General features: G+C 69.0%; 12 protein-coding genes. 4 read left to right on the forward strand and 8 right to left on the reverse strand.

All coding sequences use genetic code 11. From position 1 onward, the window contains the following. Positions 1–563: 563 nt before the first annotated feature. Complete coding sequence (locus tag TSO352_RS32380; protein WP_109111371.1) at positions 564–1,556, forward strand: SDR family oxidoreductase; 993 nt, start codon at positions 564–566, stop codon at positions 1,554–1,556. A 12-nt stretch (positions 1,557–1,568) separates the two neighbouring features. Here the strand turns inward: TSO352_RS32380 and TSO352_RS32385 are convergent, their stop codons facing one another. From TSO352_RS32385 to TSO352_RS32415, 7 genes are all read right to left on the reverse strand, one after another. Further along, entirely contained in the window at positions 1,569–2,720 is a 1,152-nt protein-coding gene (locus tag TSO352_RS32385; protein WP_109111372.1) for a M20 family metallopeptidase, read from the reverse strand. Further along, positions 2,720–4,147: a M20 family metallopeptidase gene (locus TSO352_RS32390; protein WP_109111373.1), complete on the reverse strand. Its 1,428-nt coding sequence runs from the start codon at positions 4,145–4,147 to the stop codon at positions 2,720–2,722. Before TSO352_RS32390 ends, TSO352_RS32385 begins: the two co-directional genes overlap by 1 nt. Before the next feature lie 24 nt (positions 4,148–4,171). Further along, positions 4,172–5,125 carry an oligopeptide/dipeptide ABC transporter ATP-binding protein gene (locus TSO352_RS32395; RefSeq protein ID WP_109111374.1) on the reverse strand — a complete coding sequence of 318 codons (954 nt, stop codon included), beginning with the start codon at positions 5,123–5,125 and terminating at the stop codon, positions 4,172–4,174. Next, the gene (locus TSO352_RS32400) at positions 5,122–6,138 is read right to left on the reverse strand and encodes an ABC transporter ATP-binding protein (protein ID WP_109111375.1); all 1,017 of its coding nucleotides are present in this window, start codon (positions 6,136–6,138) and stop codon (positions 5,122–5,124) included. Before TSO352_RS32400 ends, TSO352_RS32395 begins: the two co-directional genes overlap by 4 nt. 5 nt (positions 6,139–6,143) lie before the next feature. Then, positions 6,144–7,055: an ABC transporter permease gene (locus TSO352_RS32405; protein WP_109111376.1), complete on the reverse strand. Its 912-nt coding sequence runs from the start codon at positions 7,053–7,055 to the stop codon at positions 6,144–6,146. Next, positions 7,052–7,969: an ABC transporter permease gene (locus TSO352_RS32410; protein WP_109111377.1), complete on the reverse strand. Its 918-nt coding sequence runs from the start codon at positions 7,967–7,969 to the stop codon at positions 7,052–7,054. Before TSO352_RS32410 ends, TSO352_RS32405 begins: the two co-directional genes overlap by 4 nt. A gap of 75 nt (positions 7,970–8,044) precedes the next feature. Continuing rightward, the gene (locus tag TSO352_RS32415) at positions 8,045–9,574 is read right to left on the reverse strand and encodes an ABC transporter substrate-binding protein (RefSeq protein ID WP_109111378.1); all 1,530 of its coding nucleotides are present in this window, start codon (positions 9,572–9,574) and stop codon (positions 8,045–8,047) included. 135 nt (positions 9,575–9,709) lie between these two features. Between TSO352_RS32415 and TSO352_RS32420 the strand changes: the two genes are divergently transcribed. Beyond that, positions 9,710–10,618: a LysR family transcriptional regulator gene (locus TSO352_RS32420; RefSeq protein WP_109111379.1), complete on the forward strand. Its 909-nt coding sequence runs from the start codon at positions 9,710–9,712 to the stop codon at positions 10,616–10,618. Between the two features lie 18 nt (positions 10,619–10,636). On the opposite strand, the gene TSO352_RS32425 is transcribed toward TSO352_RS32420, so the two are convergent. Beyond that, positions 10,637–11,068: a hypothetical protein gene (locus TSO352_RS32425; protein ID WP_109111380.1), complete on the reverse strand. Its 432-nt coding sequence runs from the start codon at positions 11,066–11,068 to the stop codon at positions 10,637–10,639. Positions 11,069–11,291: 223 nt separating this feature from the next. Between TSO352_RS32425 and TSO352_RS32430 the strand changes: the two genes are divergently transcribed. Both TSO352_RS32430 and fdhF read left to right on the forward strand, forming a co-directional pair. Continuing rightward, positions 11,292–13,073 (forward strand): NAD(P)H-dependent oxidoreductase subunit E, encoded by a 1,782-nt coding sequence (locus TSO352_RS32430; protein WP_348770671.1) that lies wholly within the window; start codon positions 11,292–11,294, stop codon positions 13,071–13,073. A gap of 10 nt (positions 13,074–13,083) precedes the next feature. Next, positions 13,084–15,858, forward strand: coding sequence for a formate dehydrogenase subunit alpha (gene fdhF / locus TSO352_RS32435; protein ID WP_109111382.1), 2,775 nt, complete (start codon positions 13,084–13,086; stop codon positions 15,856–15,858). The last annotated feature ends 364 nt before the right edge of the window (positions 15,859–16,222 follow it).

Consider the following 16,222-nt stretch of genomic DNA (forward strand, 5'->3'; position numbering starts at 1 on the left):
CGCAATCAGGGCGTTCAGGTCGGATATGGATTTGACAGTTGTAACCATGATCGGGCGTCTCCCATCGGGCGTCGCCATGTGGCCGGCGTCTCGCCGCTCAGTCTGAGCATGTAGGAAAACTACCCAATCCCTGATGGGTTCGCAAGAGTGGTCATACCAGTTGCCCGCATGTTTGATCTGGATCAAGTGTAGGAGCGCGACGATGGCGGGGGTCGACGGGTAGTCGCACTCCTTCTTCCGGGTTTTCCCGGACATCCGCATGATAAACGGTAATGTAGTTTAACTACATAAAACAAATCTATCGAGATAACCGGAGATTTGAAGAGAAATCGCAAAACATATTCGGGGCGAGTTCGAGAAGAACGGCATTTTACCTCAGGATTTCCATAGAAAAATCAGTGCGCCTGTGTGGAAAAGGCAACGATTGGACGCCGCATCATAGCGCTGTGATGCTCGGGTGGCAGCGGAGACGGATCGGTCTTCCGACCACTCTCACTGGTCGCGACAACCTCCGCCTCCTCCTGTTGAGGCTGTCGACACAGCGTCAGCCGGAGGGGAAGGGAATGGAGAACCTGCATGGGGCCGCCGTCGTGGTGGCCGGAGCGTCGAGCGGAATCGGGCGGGCCACCGCGCTGGCCTTCGCGCGGGAGGGCGCCCGGCTGGCGCTGGCCGCCCGCCGGGAGGAGCTGCTGGAGGAGGTGGCGGAGGAATGCCGCGGCCTCGGCGCCAGCGCCGTCGCCATACCGACCGACGTCACCGATCCGGAGGCCGTGACGCGCCTTGCCGAGCGCGCGGTGGCGGAATTCGGCTCCATCGACATCTGGATCGCCAACGCCGGCGTCGGTGCATTGGGCCGCTTCGAGGACACGCCGGTCGAGGCGCACCGCCGGGTGATCGAAACCAACCTGCTGGGACCGCTCTACGGCGCCCACGCCGTGCTTCCCCTCTTCCATCGCCAGGGGCATGGCACCTTCATCGCCACCGTCTCGGTCGGCGCCTGGGCGCCGGCGCCCTATGCCGCCGCCTATGCGGCCAGCAAGTTCGGGCTGGACGGGCTGCTGGAGAGCCTGCGGGCGGAGCTGGTGGACAGCCCGAACCTGCATGTCTGCGGCGTCTATCCCGCCTTCACCGACACGCCGGGCATGAGCCACGGCGCCAACTACACCGGGCACGAGCTGGCGCCGGAAAGCCCCTTCTACGACGATCCCGACGACGTGGCGGAGACGATGGTGGCGGTCGCCCGCCGTCCGCGGGCCCGCGCCATGGTCGGTGCCCTGACCCCGCTGACCCGCCTCGGACACGCCGTCGCGCCGCGGCTGGTGGAGATGGTGGCGGGCTATGGCGCGCACCGGCATTTCGAGCGGCAGCCCCCGGCCCCGGCCAGCGACGGCAACCTGTTCCATCCGGTGGAGAGGGGGCGGGGGGTCACCGGCGGCTTCCGCACCCCGCCGCCCGCCTGGGTCTCCCCCGTGCTGATGGCCGGCGTAGCGGTCGCCGCCGCCGCGGCCTACCGCAGCCTGGGGCGCCGGCCGGGCGGGCGCCTGCCCCGGCACTGATCCCCTGACGGCTCAGGCGTCCAGATCGGCGATCGTGACCGCCAGCGCCTGGGCGCGCGGGACCAGCGTGTCGAGCCGGCACCATTCGCGTTCGGTGTGCGCCGCCCCGCCGACCGGTCCCAGGCCGCAGAGCGACGGCACGCCGAGCGCGCCGGTGAAGCCGGAATCGGCGCAGCCGCCGGTGAACTCGCCATCGACCGCGAAGCCGATCTCGGTCGCCGCCGTTTGGTAGCGGGCGAAGAGTTCGGCCGAATGCCGTTCCTCCAGCGGCATGAACAGGTGGCCGCGCTGGTAGCTGGCGCTGGTGCCGGGGACATCCTCGGCCGCCAGGATCGCCTCGATCCGCGCCAGGATGCCGTCGAGCTGGTCGACCGAGCGGAAGCGGATGTCGAGCGCCGCCTCGGCATGGTCGGCGACGGTGTTGTGCGTGCGCCCGCCGCGGATCACGCCGACGTTGGTGGTGATGCCGCTGGGATAGTCGGTCAGCGCGTGCAGCGCCGTGATCTTGGCGGCGAGCGCGCCGATGGCGCTGGCCCCGTCGGCGTGGTTGACGCCGGAATGGGCGGCGCGGCCGGTCACCGTGATGTCCAGCGTCAGGCCGCCCTTGCGCGCGGTGACGACGTTGCCCGACGCCCGCCCCGGCTCGGCGTTGAAGGCGGCGCGGGCACCGCGCGCCACCTGTTCGATCACCGCGCGGCCGGACGGCGAGCCGATCTCCTCGTCGGCGGTGAACAGGCCGATCAGCGGAAAGCCGGTGCCGCCGGCCGCCTTCAGCGCCCGCAGCACGAAGACGTCGACGACGAGGCCGCCCTTCATGTCGGCCACGCCCGGCCCGAAGGCGGTGTCGCCGTCGCGGGAGAAGGGCCGGGCCGCCACCGTGCCCTTGGGATAGACGGTGTCGCGGTGACCCATCACCAGCACCGGCGCGCCGCCGGTGCGCCCGGGGATCTCCGCCTTCAGCACGCCGCCATAGACGTCGTTGGGGATGCGCGTCACGGCGATGCCGTCGGCCTCCAGCAGCGCGGCCATCGCCTCGCCGACGGCGTCGATGCCGGCGGCGTCGCGGCTGCCGGAATCGATGTCGACGATCCGGCGCAGCGTGTCTTCCATCTCGTCGCGGCGGCTGGCGAGCCAGTCGCTGGCCCGTTGTGCGAGCGGTGTCATCAGCGGTGTGCCTCCTTGATCGCCAGGATGGACGGGCCGGTTTCGCCCAGGTCCCAGAACAGCCCGGCCATGATCCGCAACGCCTCCTCGGCGACGGGGCCGAGCATGTGCTCGTTGGGGGCGTGCTGCGAGCAGGCCGGGTAGGAATGCGGCACCCAGATCGTCGGCAGGCCCAGCACCTCGGCGAACACGTCGTTGGGGATCGAGCCGCCGAGGTTGGGCAGCAGCGCCGGCTTCTTGCCCGTCGTCCGGGCGAGCGAGGCGAGCGACCAGCCGACCCACGGGTCGGTCGGATCCAGGCGGGTCGCGGCGAAGGTCTCCATCCGGCTGGCGGTGACCTGCACCTGTTCGAAGCCGTTGGCGGCGAAATGGGCGCGGATGGCGGCCAGCGCCGCCTGCGGGTCGGTGCCGACGACGAAGCGGAGTTGCAGCGTCGCCTTGGCCGAGGCCGGCACCGCGTTCACCGGCGCCCGCGGGTTGCCGGTCTCGAAGGCGAGGACTTCCAGCGCGTTCCAGCCGAACACGCGTTCCTCCGGCGTCAGCCCCGGCTCGCCCCAGTCGCGGTCGATCGCCGGATCGTTGGGGCCGCCGCCGACCGACAGGTCGGCGATCGCGGTCTTGACGGCGGGCGGAATCGCCGGAGGCTTCAGCGCGTCGAGCCGGATGCGGCCATGCTGGTCGATCAGCGCGGCGATGGCGTTGGCCAGGATGGTGCCGGGGTTGGCGAGCAGCCCGCCCCAGTTCCCGGAATGATGCGCGCCCTCGCGCAACGTGACGGTCAGGTCGAAATTGAGGGCGCCGCGCGAGCCGAGAAAGATGGTCGGCCGTTCGGCGATCACCCGCGGCCCGTCCGACGCGATCAGCACGTCGGCGGCGAGCGCGTCGCGGTGGGATTCGGCCATCGCGCGCAGACCGGGCGACCCGGCTTCCTCGCCCATCTCGATCAGGAACTTGGCGTTGAAGCCGAGCGAGCCGCCGCGTTCGGCCATCACCTGGGCCAGGGCGGCGATGTTGACCGAATGCTGGCCCTTGTTGTCGGCGATGCCGCGGCCGTACCAGCGGTCGCCGTCCACCGTGACCGTCCAGGGGTCGAGCCCTTCGCGCCAGCGGCCCTCATGGCCCAGCACCACGTCGCCGTGGCCGTAGACCAGCACGGTCGGCAGCCGGGGATCCTCCTGCCGCTCGGCGATCAGGAACGGCCCGCGGCCGGCGACCGGGTTGTCGACGATGGTGGAGGTGAAGCCCAGCCCGGCCAGGGTCGGCGTCATCTCGTCGCTCAGATAGGCGCGGAGTTCGGCGCCGCGGTCGGGAGACTGGCTCTCCGTCTTCATCGCGATACGGCGCGACAGGTCGGCCAGGAAGGCACCGGAGGCGAAATGGGCGGCGGCGCGGGCGACGGCACCGTCGCGCGATGGCTGATGGGTCATGATCGGGGCTCGGGGAATGAGGGATCAGGTGGCGAGGTGGCAGGTGGCGAAACCGTCGGCCAGCGGCACCGGCGGCGGCGCGGCGACCCGGCAATGGTCGGTGGCGCGCGGGCAGCGCGGGTGGAAGGTGCAGCCCGGCGGCGGCGCGATCGGGTTGGGAAAGGCGCCGGTGATCGCGGCGTCGGGCATGCCCAGCGTCGGATCGGGCGTCAGCACGCAGTCGAGCAGCGCCTTCGAATAGGGGTGGCTCGCCCTCTCGAACAGCGCCTCGCGGCTGCGCTCCTCGACGATGCGGCCGAGATACATGACGGCGACCCGGTCGGCCAGATGCTCGACCACGGCGAGGTTGTGGCTGATGAAGAAATAGGTCAGGCCGAATTCGCGCTTCAGGTCCATCAGCAGGTTCAGGATCTGTGCCTGGACCGACACGTCGAGCGCCGAGGTCGGCTCGTCGCAGATCAGCACGTCGGGCTGCATCACCAGCGCGCGGGCGATGGCGACGCGCTGGCGCTGGCCACCGGACATCTGGCCGGGATAGGCGTCGATCATCCGCCGCGGCAGGCCGACCGCGTCGAGCATGGCGGCAACCCGTTTCTGCCGGTCCTTCGCGCTGCCGATGCGGTGGGCGACCAGCGGCAGCGCGATCAGGTCGGCGACCGTCTTGCGCGGGTTCAGCGAGGAATAGGGGTCCTGGAACACCGGTTGGATGCGGCGGGCGACCTCGCGCCGGTTGGTCATCGCGATCGGCACGCCGTCGATCCGGATCTCGCCGGAGGTCGGGGCGATCAGGCCGAGCAGCATCCGGGCCAGCGTCGATTTCCCCGACCCGCTTTCGCCGACCAGGGCGTGGACCTCGCCGCGGGCCACCGTCAGGCTGACGCCGCCGACGGCGGTCAGCGTCGCCGGGGGCCGGAAGATCCCCTGGCGGATCGCGTAGGTCTTGGTGACGTCCTTGAGTTCGAGCACCGGGATCGTCATTGCGGCCTCCGGTCGTCAAGGGCGAGGGCAGGGGCCTCGGCCCAGGTTTGAACAGGGTCCAGAATGCAGGCCATGCGGTGGCCGGGTGTGACCGTCCGGTCGGGGATCTCGCTGGCGCAGGCGTCCTGCGCGTGGTCGCAGCGGTTGCGGAAGCTGCAGCCGGACAGGGGACCGACCAAGCTCGGCACCTGGCCGGGGATGGTGCCGAGCGGTTCGCCGGGGCGGGTGCGGCCGGGCACCGGGATGGCGCGCAGCAGGCCGCGGGTGTAGGGGTGGCTGGGGGCGCCGAACACCGCCTCGACCGGGCCGGTCTCCACCAGCCGGCCGGCGTACATCACCGCGACCTTGGTGGCGACGCGGGCGACCACCCCCAGGTCGTGGGTGACCAGGATCAGCGCCATGCCGAATTCCTGCTGAAGGTCGCGCAGCAGCTTCAGGATCTGCGCCTGGATCGTCACGTCGAGCGCGGTCGTCGGCTCGTCGGCGATGATCAGGTCGGGCTCGCACATCAGCCCCATGGCGATCATGACGCGCTGGCGCAGGCCGCCGGAGAGCTGGTGCGGATACTGCCCCAGCCGCGAGGCCGCCGCGGTGATGCCGACGCGTTCCAGCAGATGGACGGCGCGGTCGCGCGCGGTCTTGCGGTCGACCTTGCGGTGGCGGCGCAGCGCCTCGGCCAGTTGGTCGCCGATGGTGTAGGCCGGGTTGAGCGAGGTCATCGGCTCCTGGAAGATCATCGCCATCCGGTCGCCGCGCAGATTCTCCTTGTCGCGCTCGCTGGCGGCCTGGAGGTCGATGCCGTCGAAGCGCAGCGACCGGGCGCGGCGGATCGCCTTCGACGGCAGCAGATCCATCAGCGCCAGCGAGGTCAGCGACTTGCCGGATCCGCTCTCGCCGACGATGGCGAGCGTCTCGCCGCGCTCCAGCGTGAAGGAGACGTCGTTGACGGCGTGGAGCAGTCCGCCTTCGGTCGGGATGTCGATGGTGAGGTGGTCGACGTCGAGCAGGGGCATGCGCGTCAGCTCCGGTTTTCGGGGGCGGTGACGTCGCGCAGGCCGTCGCCAAGCAGGTTGATCGCCAGCACCAGCGCGACCAGCGCCACGCCGGGGACCGTGATCACCCAGGGGCTGAAGAACATGAACTGCTTGCCCTCCGCGATCATGAGGCCCCAGGAGGGCAGGGGCGGCTGGACGCCGAGGCCGAGGAAGGACAGCGCGGCTTCGAGCAGGATCGCGTGGGCCATCTCCAGCGTGGCGATGACGATCAGCGGGTTCAGGATGTTCGGCAGCACCTCCGACAGCACGATCAGTCGGGTGGAGCAGCCGATCGAGCGCGCGGCCGCGACGAAGTCGGCGCCGGCGATCTGCTGCGTCGCCGAGCGGGCGACCACGGCGAAGCGGTCCCACAGCAGCAGGCCGAGCACGATGATGACGGTGTTGAGCGACGAGCCGACCAGCGCCGCCGCGGCCAGCGCCACCAGCACCACCGGCAGGGCGAGCCGCACGTTGATGATGTAGCCGATCACCAGATCGACCCGGCCGCCGAAGAAGCCGGCGGCGACGCCCAGCGCGGTGCCGATGGTGCCGGACACCAGCACGGTGGCGACGCCGATCAGCAGCGAGATGCGCCCGCCATAGAGCAGCCGGGCGAAATAGTCGCGGCCAAGCTTGTCGGTGCCGAGCCAATGCTCCCAGGTGCCCTTGGCCTGCCAGACCGGCGGCAGCAGCCGCCTGGAAATGTCCTGGGCGTAGGGATCGTAGGCGGTGATGAGCGGCGCGGCGAGCGAGCACAGCAGGAGGACGGCCAGGACGACCGTGCCCGCCATGAAGCCGGGGTGGCGCAACGCCCGCTTGGCCATCCGGGCCAGCGGCGAGCGCCGGAGGGGGACGTCGTCGAGGGGGGCAGCGCCGGAGGCGGAGACACTGGTCATGCGACGCGGATCCTCGGGTCCAGCCAGGCGTTGAGAAGGTCGGCGAGCAGCGTCAGGCCGATGTAGATGGTGGCGAGCAGCATCACGACCGCCTGGACGACCGGGAAGTCCTTGCGGGCGATCGCCTCCCAGGCGAGGTGGCCGAGGCCCTGCATCGAGAACACCGCCTCGACCACGATCGAGCCGCCGAGCATGAAGCCGAACTGCACCGCCGCCAGCGCCACCACCGGCACCACGGCGTTGCGCAGGGCGTGCTTGAACAGCACCTGCGGCCAGCGCAGGCCCTTGGCGCGGGCGGTCCGGATGTAGTCCGACGCCAGCACGTCGAGCATGCCGTTGCGGGTCAGCCGCATCACCGCCGGCACCGCGTACCAGCCGAGCGCCACCGACGGCAGCACATAGTGGGCCCAGGTGGCGCTGCCCGACACCGGCAGCCAGCGCAGGTTGACGGCGAACAGGATGATCAGCGACAGCCCGAGCCAGAAGGTCGGGATGGCCTGGCCGAGCGCGCAGAAGATCAGCGCCGCGCGGTCGATCCAGCTGCCGCGCTTCACCGCGGCGAGCACGCCCAGCGGGATGGCGATGACCAGCGCGACGCCGAGCGAGATGGCGCCGAGCGTCAGGGTTACCGGCATGCGTTGGACGACCAGCGCGGCGACCGTGTCACGGAAATAGAAGGAGCGGCCGAAATCGAAGCGCGCGGCATCGGCCAGCCAGGCGCCGTATTGGACGATCATCGGCCGGTCCAGGCCGAACTGGGCCCGGACCTGGGCGACCTGTTCCGGCGACGCTTCGGGGCCGGCGATGGCCAGCGCCAGATCGCCCGACAGATGCAGGAGCAGGAAGGCGATGACGGACACGGTGAGCACGACCGACAGCGCCACTGCAAGACGGCGAAGCAGGAACATCAGCATGGGCAGGCCTCCTGGACCGGAGGTGTCGGGATGCGGCGGGCCGTCGGGGGATTGGCCGGGCCCGCCGCGGCGGCCTTATTTCCAGTGGGCGGCGTAGAAGCGCGGCAGCTCGTCCGGCTGGGCTGCGAAGTCGAGGTCGGAGGAGAAGGCGTAGTTGGTCGAATAGGAGAAGAGCGGCAGCAGATAGGCCTTTTCCGCGATGCGCGACAGCGCCTGCGCGTAGGTCTTCTTGCGGGTGTCGAGGTCGATCGTGGTGTCGGCCTTGTCGAGCAGCGCCTTGACCTCGGGGTCGCGGCTCATATCGTCCTCGTTGCCCTTGAACCACACGCCGGTGAAGGCGGAGGCGTCGGCCACCGAGAAGGAGCCCCAGGTCTGGAAATAGATCGGCACCTTGCCCGCACGGCTCAGCTCGCGCAGGGCGGCGTATTTCATGAACTGAAGGTTGGCGCGGATGCCGATGGCGCGCAGATAGCCGATCACCGCCTCGGCGTAGTCGCGCTCGCGGTAGGCGTAGAGGTCGATGTCGAAGCCGTTCGGGTAGCCGGCCTCTGCCAGCAGGGCCTTGGCCTTGGCCGGGTCGTAGGCGTAGCGCGGCACGCCCTCGTCGGTGCAGCCGACCTGATCGATGAAGCAGGCGGAGTTCATCACGCGGGCGCCGCCGCGCACCAGATTGTCGACCATCGCCTTGCGGTCGATGGCGTGGGAGATCGCCTGACGGACCTTTGGGTTCTTCATCGGCGTGTTGGGATCGCTGCGGCCGGCGGAGTCGAACTGGAGGAAGCCGACGCGCATGGTTTCGGCCGCGAGCACGCTGACGTTGGGAACGGCCTGGAGCTGGGCGGCCTGGTCGTTCGGCACCCGCCAGATCCAGTCGACGCCGCCGGTCATCAGCTCCGCCATGCGGGTTTCGCCGTCGGGGATGACGCGGAATTCCAGCTTGCCGATGGACGGGTCGCCGATCGGGCTGCCCTTCCAATAGGTCTTCGACTTCTCCATCTTCACGGCCTTGCCGTTCTCCACCGACACGATGCGGTAGGGGCCGGTGCCGATGGGCGCCTTGGCGAAGCCGTCGAGGCCGACCTTCTTGAAATAGGCCGCCGGATAGATCGGCGTCGGGCCGGACAGATACTCCAGCGCCGCCGGGAACGGCCCCTTCAGGTGGATGCGCACCTTGTAGTCGTCGATCTTCTCGGTGCCGGTCATCCAGTCGACGTTCTGCTTGGTCACCACCTTCGCGTCCGGCGTCAGCACGTAGTTGAAGGTGAAGACCACGTCATCCGCCGTGAAGGGCGAGCCGTCCTGGAAGGTCACGCCCCGGCGCAGCTCCAGATCCAGCGTCGTCGGGTCGACCCAGCTCCAGGAGGTGGCGAGATACGGCTCGTAGGCTCCGGTCTTCAAATTGTGGTGGATCAGCGTCTCCCAAACATGATGGGCGATGATGACGCCTTCGCGTACGTTGTTGTGATAGGGGCTGATGTTCTCCGGCTCGCTGTCGGAGGCATAGATCAGCGTGTCGTTGGCCTTGTCGGCAAAGGCCGCGCCGGGCAGCGCGACGGCCAGCGACGCCGCGAGCAGAACAGACTTACCGTACGCAAAGGGCGCCATGTCCGAAGCTCCGTCCAAGGGGTTCCGTTTGCACGAAAGTTAGCCATGACACGGTATTGTGCAGATTGCCGTGCCACAATTATAATAGGGCGAAGCTTGCGTTGCTGATTTGGCAACGAGTCAGCGGGGACCGCCATGAACAGCACGGCGCTGCGCTATTTTCTGGAGGTTGCCCGCACCGGCTCGATCGCCGACGCCTCCGTCCGTCTCAACGTCGCCTCCTCCGCCATCAGCCGGCAGATCGCCCATCTGGAAGCCGATCTCGGCGTCGAGCTGTTCGAACGCCGCCCGCGCGGCATGGTGCCGAGCCCGGCCGGCGAGCAGCTCGCCCGCCACGCCCGCCGCGTCTTCCTGGAAGAGGAGGCGATCGTCAACGAGCTGAAGCGGCTGCGCGGGCTGGCCACCGGCGTCGTGCGCATCGCCGCGACGGAGGGGTTCGGCCTCAGCCTGATCCCGGCGGCGATCCGCGGCTTTCGCGAACGCCATCCCGGCATCCGCATCGAACTGCGCGTCAAGGCGCCGGCCGAGGTGACCCGCATGGTCCGCGACGGCGACGTCGACATCGGGGCGACCTTCTCCTTCGCCCAACAACCGGGCGTGCGGGCCATCGGCGAGGGCCGGGCGCCGGTGCTGGCGGTGATGGCGAAGGACCATCCCTTGGCGACGCGCGTCGTGCTGTCGCTCGCCGAACTGGCCGGCGAGCCGCTGGCGCTGCCCGAAAAGGACACCACCGCGCGGCAGGTGTTCGACATCGCCTGCGGCCTCGCCGGTGTCGCGGTGGAACCGGTGCTCGTCTCGAACTACATCGCCGCCCTGTGGGCGTTCGCCGCGGAAGGCGGCGGCCTCACCATCGCCAGCCCCTTCACCGTCCATGCCCCCAGCGTCGGCAGCCAGGTGGCGCTGGTGCCGATCGACGCGCCGACGCTCGACCAGCGCCAGTATCAGATCCTGACGATGCTCGGCCGCCGCCTGCCCGACGCGGTGGACGCCTTCGCCGCGCACCTTCTCGGCGTCATCGCCGGGCTCGGGCAGGCGACGGCCTGAATTCCCGCCCGCATCGGATCAGCCGCCGTGGAAGCCCTTCAGCCGGTCCTCGTCGAGCCCGATGTCCGATTTGAAGGGGCCCGTCTGCGCCGCCTGCAGGATCTGGTCGATGAAGGCGCGATACGCGTCGGCCGTTCCGCCCTGTCCCGGGCCGCCCTTTGGGGAGACCGGCTCGACGGAGCTGCTGTAGGCGTTGCCGTCGGTGCTGAGCGCGTCCTGAACCTTGTAGGCGGGAACGAAGACGCTGTCGCCCTCGAGGTTGCCTTCCCCGGCATGCTGCGAGGCCCGGGAGAGTTCGATCCGCCCCTCGTCGTCCGGCGCGGAGAGAATCTTCACGCCCCGCAAGATGGTCGCCTTGCCGCGCGCGTTCCACGCGGCGTCCTGTTCGAAGGTGTCCTTGTCGTACATCCGCTCGACGCTCGAACGGTCGTTGACGTTCGCTTCGGCCATGACTGCCTCCAAGTCGTTGACTTGGGAAACACGGGACCCTGCCCGGTCGGTCCGCCGGAACGCCCAAATTCCACCATTGCAATCACAGGGCTCCGGGGAAATAGTTTGTTATCAGAACATTCGGCTCATCCTATTGCTTTCTGGCATCTGGTATACGCCATGCCAAGCTGCTAGGCTGATGAGCATCAAGGACGCGGACCATCCAGCAAGGGCCAGAAACGTCGTGACCTCAGTGAACCCGATGACCATCCCGACGCCACCGCTTGGGCAGGTTCCCGCCCGCAGCATTCACCCCGGCTCCGGCCGTCGCAAGACGCGCGATCATCAGAAGGGACGTCAGGTCGATCCGCTCAGCCTGGACGAGGTGCGCGCGCTGCTTGGCGACCGCTCGCGCCAGCCCGACCTGCTGATCGAGCATCTTCACCTGCTCCAGGACCATTACGGCTGCCTGCACGCGCGCCATCTCGCCGCCCTGGCGAAGGAGATGCGGCTGGCGCTGGTCGAGGTCTACGAGGTCGCGTCCTTCTACGCCCATTTCGACATCGTGATGGACGGCGAACCCGCCCCGCCGAAGATCACCATCCGCGTCTGCGATTCGCTGAGCTGCGCGCTGGCCGGCGCGGAACAGCTTCTGGACGCGCTGAAGGCCGGGGTCGACGAGCGGGAGGTCCGCGTCGTGCGCGCGCCCTGCATGGGCGGCTGCGACAAGGCTCCGGTCACCGCCATCGGCCACAGCCTGCACGAGAACGCCACGGTCGACAGCGTGCTCGACGCGGTGGCGCACGGTCACACCCGCCCGGACATCCCCGACTACATCGGCCTGAGCGACTATATCCGCAACGGCGGCTACAAGATGCTGGCGGAATGCCTCAACGGCGCGCGCGACGTCGACGGCGTGCTGAAGGGGCTGGAGGATTCCAGCATCCGCGGCCTGGGCGGTGCCGGCTTCCCGACCGGCCTGAAATGGCGCTATGTCCGGGCCGAACCGGGCCCGCGCATGATGGCGATCAACGGCGACGAGGGCGAGCCCGGCACCTTCAAGGACCGCTACCACCTGGAGCGCGACCCTCACCGCTTCCTCGAAGGGATGCTGATCGGCGCCTGGACGGTCGAGGCGACCGACGTCTACATCTACCTGCGCGACGAATACCCGCAATGCCGGGAAATCCTGCTGCGCGAGATCCCGAAGATCGAGGCGGCCGGCTTCTCGCCCCACACCCGGATCCATCTGCGCCGGGGGGCCGGCGCCTACATCTGCGGTGAGGAATCGGCGATGCTGGAGAGCATCGAGGGCAAGCGCGGGCTGCCGCGGCACAAGCCGCCCTTCCCCTCGGTCGTCGGGCTGTTCGGCCGCCCGACGCTGATCAACAACATCGAGACGGTGTTCTGGGTCCGCGAGATCCTGGAAAAGGGCGGCGCCTGGTTCGCCAGCCACGGCGCCAACGGCCGCAAGGGGCTGCGCACCTTCTCGGTGTCGGGCCGGGTGAAGGAGCCGGGGGTCAAGCTCGCCCCGGCCGGCACCACCCTGCTGGAACTGGTCGAGAACTACTGCGGCGGCATGGCCGACGGCCACACGCTGAAGGGCTATCTGCCCGGCGGTCCGTCGGGCGGCATCCTGCCGGCGTCGATGGCGAACATCCCGCTCGACTTCGGGACGCTGGAGCCGCACGGCTCCTTCATCGGGTCGGCCGCCGTCATCGTGCTGTCCGACAAGGACAACATGCGGGACGTCGCGCTCAACCTCCTGAAATTCTTCGAGGACGAGAGCTGCGGCCAGTGCACGCCCTGCCGCGTCGGCACCGAAAAGGCGGTGCGCCTGATCAGCCAGCCGGAATGGGACGAGGAACTGCTGGCCGCGCTCGGCAAAGTGATGGGCGACGCCTCGATCTGCGGCCTGGGCCAGGCGGCGATGAACCCGATCAAGCAGGTCATGAAGCATTTCCGCGACGACTTCGTTTCGCGCCAAAGCGCAGACGGCCAAAGCGCAGACGGGTCGAAGGGGTAAGGAGACCGACATGTCCAACGGCATCACGTTCACCCTGGACGGCACCGAGGTCGTCGCACAACCCGGCGAGACGATCTGGCAGGTCGCCAACCGTGTCGGCACCGAAATCCCGCATCTCTGCCACACCCCGAAACCCGGTTATCGGCCGGACGGCAACTGCCGGGCCTGCATGGTGGAAATCACCGGCGAGCGCGTGCTGGCGGCGTCCTGCGTCCGCAAGCCGACCCCCGGCATGACGGTGCAGACCGCGTCGGACCGCGCCCGGGACTCGCGCAAGCTGGTGTTCGAACTCCTGCTGGCCGACCAGCCGGAGCGGGAGACCGCGCACGACCCCAACTCCGTCTTCTGGCGATGGGCTGACCGGGTGGAGATCGCCGGCAGCCGCTTTCCCACGGTGGATCGTCCGACCAAGACCGACGACCTGTCGCACCCGGCGATGGCGGTCCAGCTCGACGCCTGCATCCACTGCAACCTGTGCGTCCGCGCCTGCCGCGAGGTCCAGGTCAACGACGTCATCGGCATGGCGGCGCGCGGCCATCTGGAAAAGATCGTCTTCGATTTCGACGACCCGATGGGCCAATCGACCTGCGTCGCCTGCGGCGAGTGCGTGCAGGCCTGCCCGACCGGCGCGCTGATGCCGGCGACGCTGGTGGACGAACAGGGCGTCTACACCAACGCGCCCGACCGCGAGGTCCACTCGGTCTGCCCCTATTGCGGCGTCGGTTGCCAGCTCACCTACCGGATCCGCGAGAACAGGATCGTCGCCGTCGACGGCCGGGACGGCCCGTCCAACCAGAACCGCCTGTGCGTCAAGGGCCGCTTCGGTTTCGACTACGCCCATCACGCCGACCGGCTGACCGTGCCGCTGATCCGCAAGGAGGGGGTGTCGAAGCACGACGTCGACATCGACCCGATGAACCCCTTCACCCATTTCCGCGCCGCGACCTGGGACGAGGCGCTGGCGGTGGCGTCCGGCGGGCTGAAGAAGATCCGGGACGAGCGGGGCGGCAACGCGCTGGCCGGTTTCGGCTCGGCCAAGGGCTCCAACGAGGAGGCCTATCTGTTCCAGAAGCTGGTCCGCGCCGGCTTCGGCACCAACAACGTCGACCACTGCACCAGGCTGTGCCACGCCTCGTCGGTCGCGGCGCTGATCGAAGGCGTCGGGTCGGGGGCGGTGTCGGCGCCCTTCATGGCGGCCGAGGACGCCGAGGTCATCGTCATCATCGGCGCCAACCCGACCGAAAACCATCCGGTGGCGGCGACCTTCTTCAAGAACGCCGCGGAGCGCGGGGCGAAGCTGATCGTCATGGACCCGCGCGGGCTGGCGATGGCCCGCCACGCCACGCACATGCTGCAGTTCACGCCGGGCCGCGACGTGTCGATGCTGAACGCCATCCTGCACACCATCATCCAGGAGGGGCTCTACGACCGCCAATACGTCCAGGCCAACACCGAGGATTTCGAGGCGCTGGCCGAGACCGTCAAGGACTACCCGCCGGAGGAGATGGCGAAGGTCTGCGGCATTCCGGCCGCGACCCTGCGCGAGGTGGCGCGGCTGTTCGCCCGCGCCAAGTCGTCCATCATCTTCTGGGGCATGGGCGTGTCGCAGCACATCCACGGCACCGACAACAGCCGCTGCCTGATCGCGCTGTCGCTCGTCACCGGCCAGATCGGCCGTCCCGGCACCGGCCTGCACCCGCTGCGCGGCCAGAACAACGTCCAGGGCGCGTCCGACGCCGGCCTGATCCCGATGTTCTACCCCGACTACAAGTCCGTCGAGGATCCCGAGGTCCAGGCCTTCTACGAAAACTACTGGGGCACCAAGCTGGACGGCAAGCGCGGGCTGACCGTGGTCGAGATCATGGACGCGGTCCATGACGGCCGCATCCGCGGCTGCTACATCGAAGGCGAGAATCCCGCCATGTCCGATCCGGACGTGACCCACGCCCGCGAGGCGCTGGCCATGCTGGAACATCTCGTCGTGCAGGACATCTTCCTGACCGAGACGGCGAAATACGCCGACGTCGTCCTTCCCGCCTCCGCCTGGCCGGAAAAGGACGGCACCGTCATCAACACCAACCGGCAGGTCCAGATGGGTCGCGCCGCGGTGCCGCTGCCCGGGGAGGCGCGCCAGGATCTGTGGATCATCCAGGACATGGCGCGCGGGCTTGGCCTCGACTGGAACTACCGTCACGTCTCCGAGGTGTTCACCGAGATGGTCGGCGCCATGCCGTCGCTCGCCAACATCACCTGGGAACGGGTGGAGCGCGAGGACTCCGTCACCTACCCGGTCGACGGCCCGGACGAGCCCGGCCATGACATCGTGTTCGGCAACGGCTTCCCGACCAAGTCCGGCCGCGGGCGCTTCGTGCCGGCCCGGCCGATCAACCCGGCGGAAACCCCCGACGTCGACTATCCGCTGGTGCTCACCACCGGCCGCCAGCTGGAGCATTGGCACACCGGGTCGATGACCCGCCGCTCCACCGTGCTCGACGCCGTCGAACCGGAGGCGGTCGCCTACGTCTCCCCGCACGACCTGACCCGCGCCGGCATGAGGACCGGGGATTACATGCTGGTGTCGAGCCGCCGCGGCACGATCCGCCTGAAGGCACGCATCGACGACCGCATGCCGGTCGGCCTGGTGTTCATCCCCTTCGCCTACGCCGAAGCGGCGGCGAACGTGCTGACCAACCCGCAGCTCGACCCGTTCGGCAAGATCCCGGAGTTCAAATACTGCGCGATCCGCATCGAAAAGGCCCTGCCCGCCGCCGAGGCCGCCGAGTGAGGCGGCGCTCGGGCAGCGCCGGTTAGGTCGGGTTTCACCAGCGACGGTGCGACACGCGCGGCAAGGCTGCGTGGCGCACCGGTTGCTTTCGGAAACCTGTCAAGCCGCCAGCCTTGACGATATGTCGCAGGCCGCCATGGTTGATCCCGACGAAACAATAGGACTACCATACCAGCACTGGAATGGTAGTATGTGAGTCCCGAGGTCGTTTACGACCTCGTGCCGGCTCCGACGATGAACGGACCGCTTCAGGAGAGTTGCTGCACGTGCGACCGCCAACCACCGCGGCGTGGGATCCCCTTGACCGGATCCCCGCACAAGCGGGTGGCGACGGCCGAGGAATCAACGCTGGTGCGCCGGACGG

It is taken from the genome of Azospirillum sp. TSO35-2 (assembly GCF_003116095.1).
Taxonomy (GTDB): Bacteria; Pseudomonadota; Alphaproteobacteria; order Azospirillales; family Azospirillaceae; genus Azospirillum.

Coding starts and splice junctions, on each gene's coding strand:
- TSO352_RS32385 (WP_109111372.1), bottom strand. CDS start 2,720: ATGACACCGCTCGCACAACGGGCCAGCGACTGGCTCGCCAGCCGCCGC.
- TSO352_RS32400 (WP_109111375.1), bottom strand. CDS start 6,138: ATGCCCCTGCTCGACGTCGACCACCTCACCATCGACATCCCGACCGAA.
- TSO352_RS32395 (WP_109111374.1), bottom strand. CDS start 5,125: ATGACGATCCCGGTGCTCGAACTCAAGGACGTCACCAAGACCTACGCG.
- TSO352_RS32415 (WP_109111378.1), bottom strand. CDS start 9,574: ATGGCGCCCTTTGCGTACGGTAAGTCTGTTCTGCTCGCGGCGTCGCTG.
- TSO352_RS32390 (WP_109111373.1), bottom strand. CDS start 4,147: ATGACCCATCAGCCATCGCGCGACGGTGCCGTCGCCCGCGCCGCCGCC.
- TSO352_RS32380 (WP_109111371.1), top strand. CDS start 564: ATGGAGAACCTGCATGGGGCCGCCGTCGTGGTGGCCGGAGCGTCGAGC.
- fdhF (WP_109111382.1), top strand. CDS start 13,084: ATGTCCAACGGCATCACGTTCACCCTGGACGGCACCGAGGTCGTCGCA.
- TSO352_RS32405 (WP_109111376.1), bottom strand. CDS start 7,055: ATGACCAGTGTCTCCGCCTCCGGCGCTGCCCCCCTCGACGACGTCCCC.
- TSO352_RS32425 (WP_109111380.1), bottom strand. CDS start 11,068: ATGGCCGAAGCGAACGTCAACGACCGTTCGAGCGTCGAGCGGATGTAC.
- TSO352_RS32410 (WP_109111377.1), bottom strand. CDS start 7,969: ATGCTGATGTTCCTGCTTCGCCGTCTTGCAGTGGCGCTGTCGGTCGTG.
- TSO352_RS32420 (WP_109111379.1), top strand. CDS start 9,710: ATGAACAGCACGGCGCTGCGCTATTTTCTGGAGGTTGCCCGCACCGGC.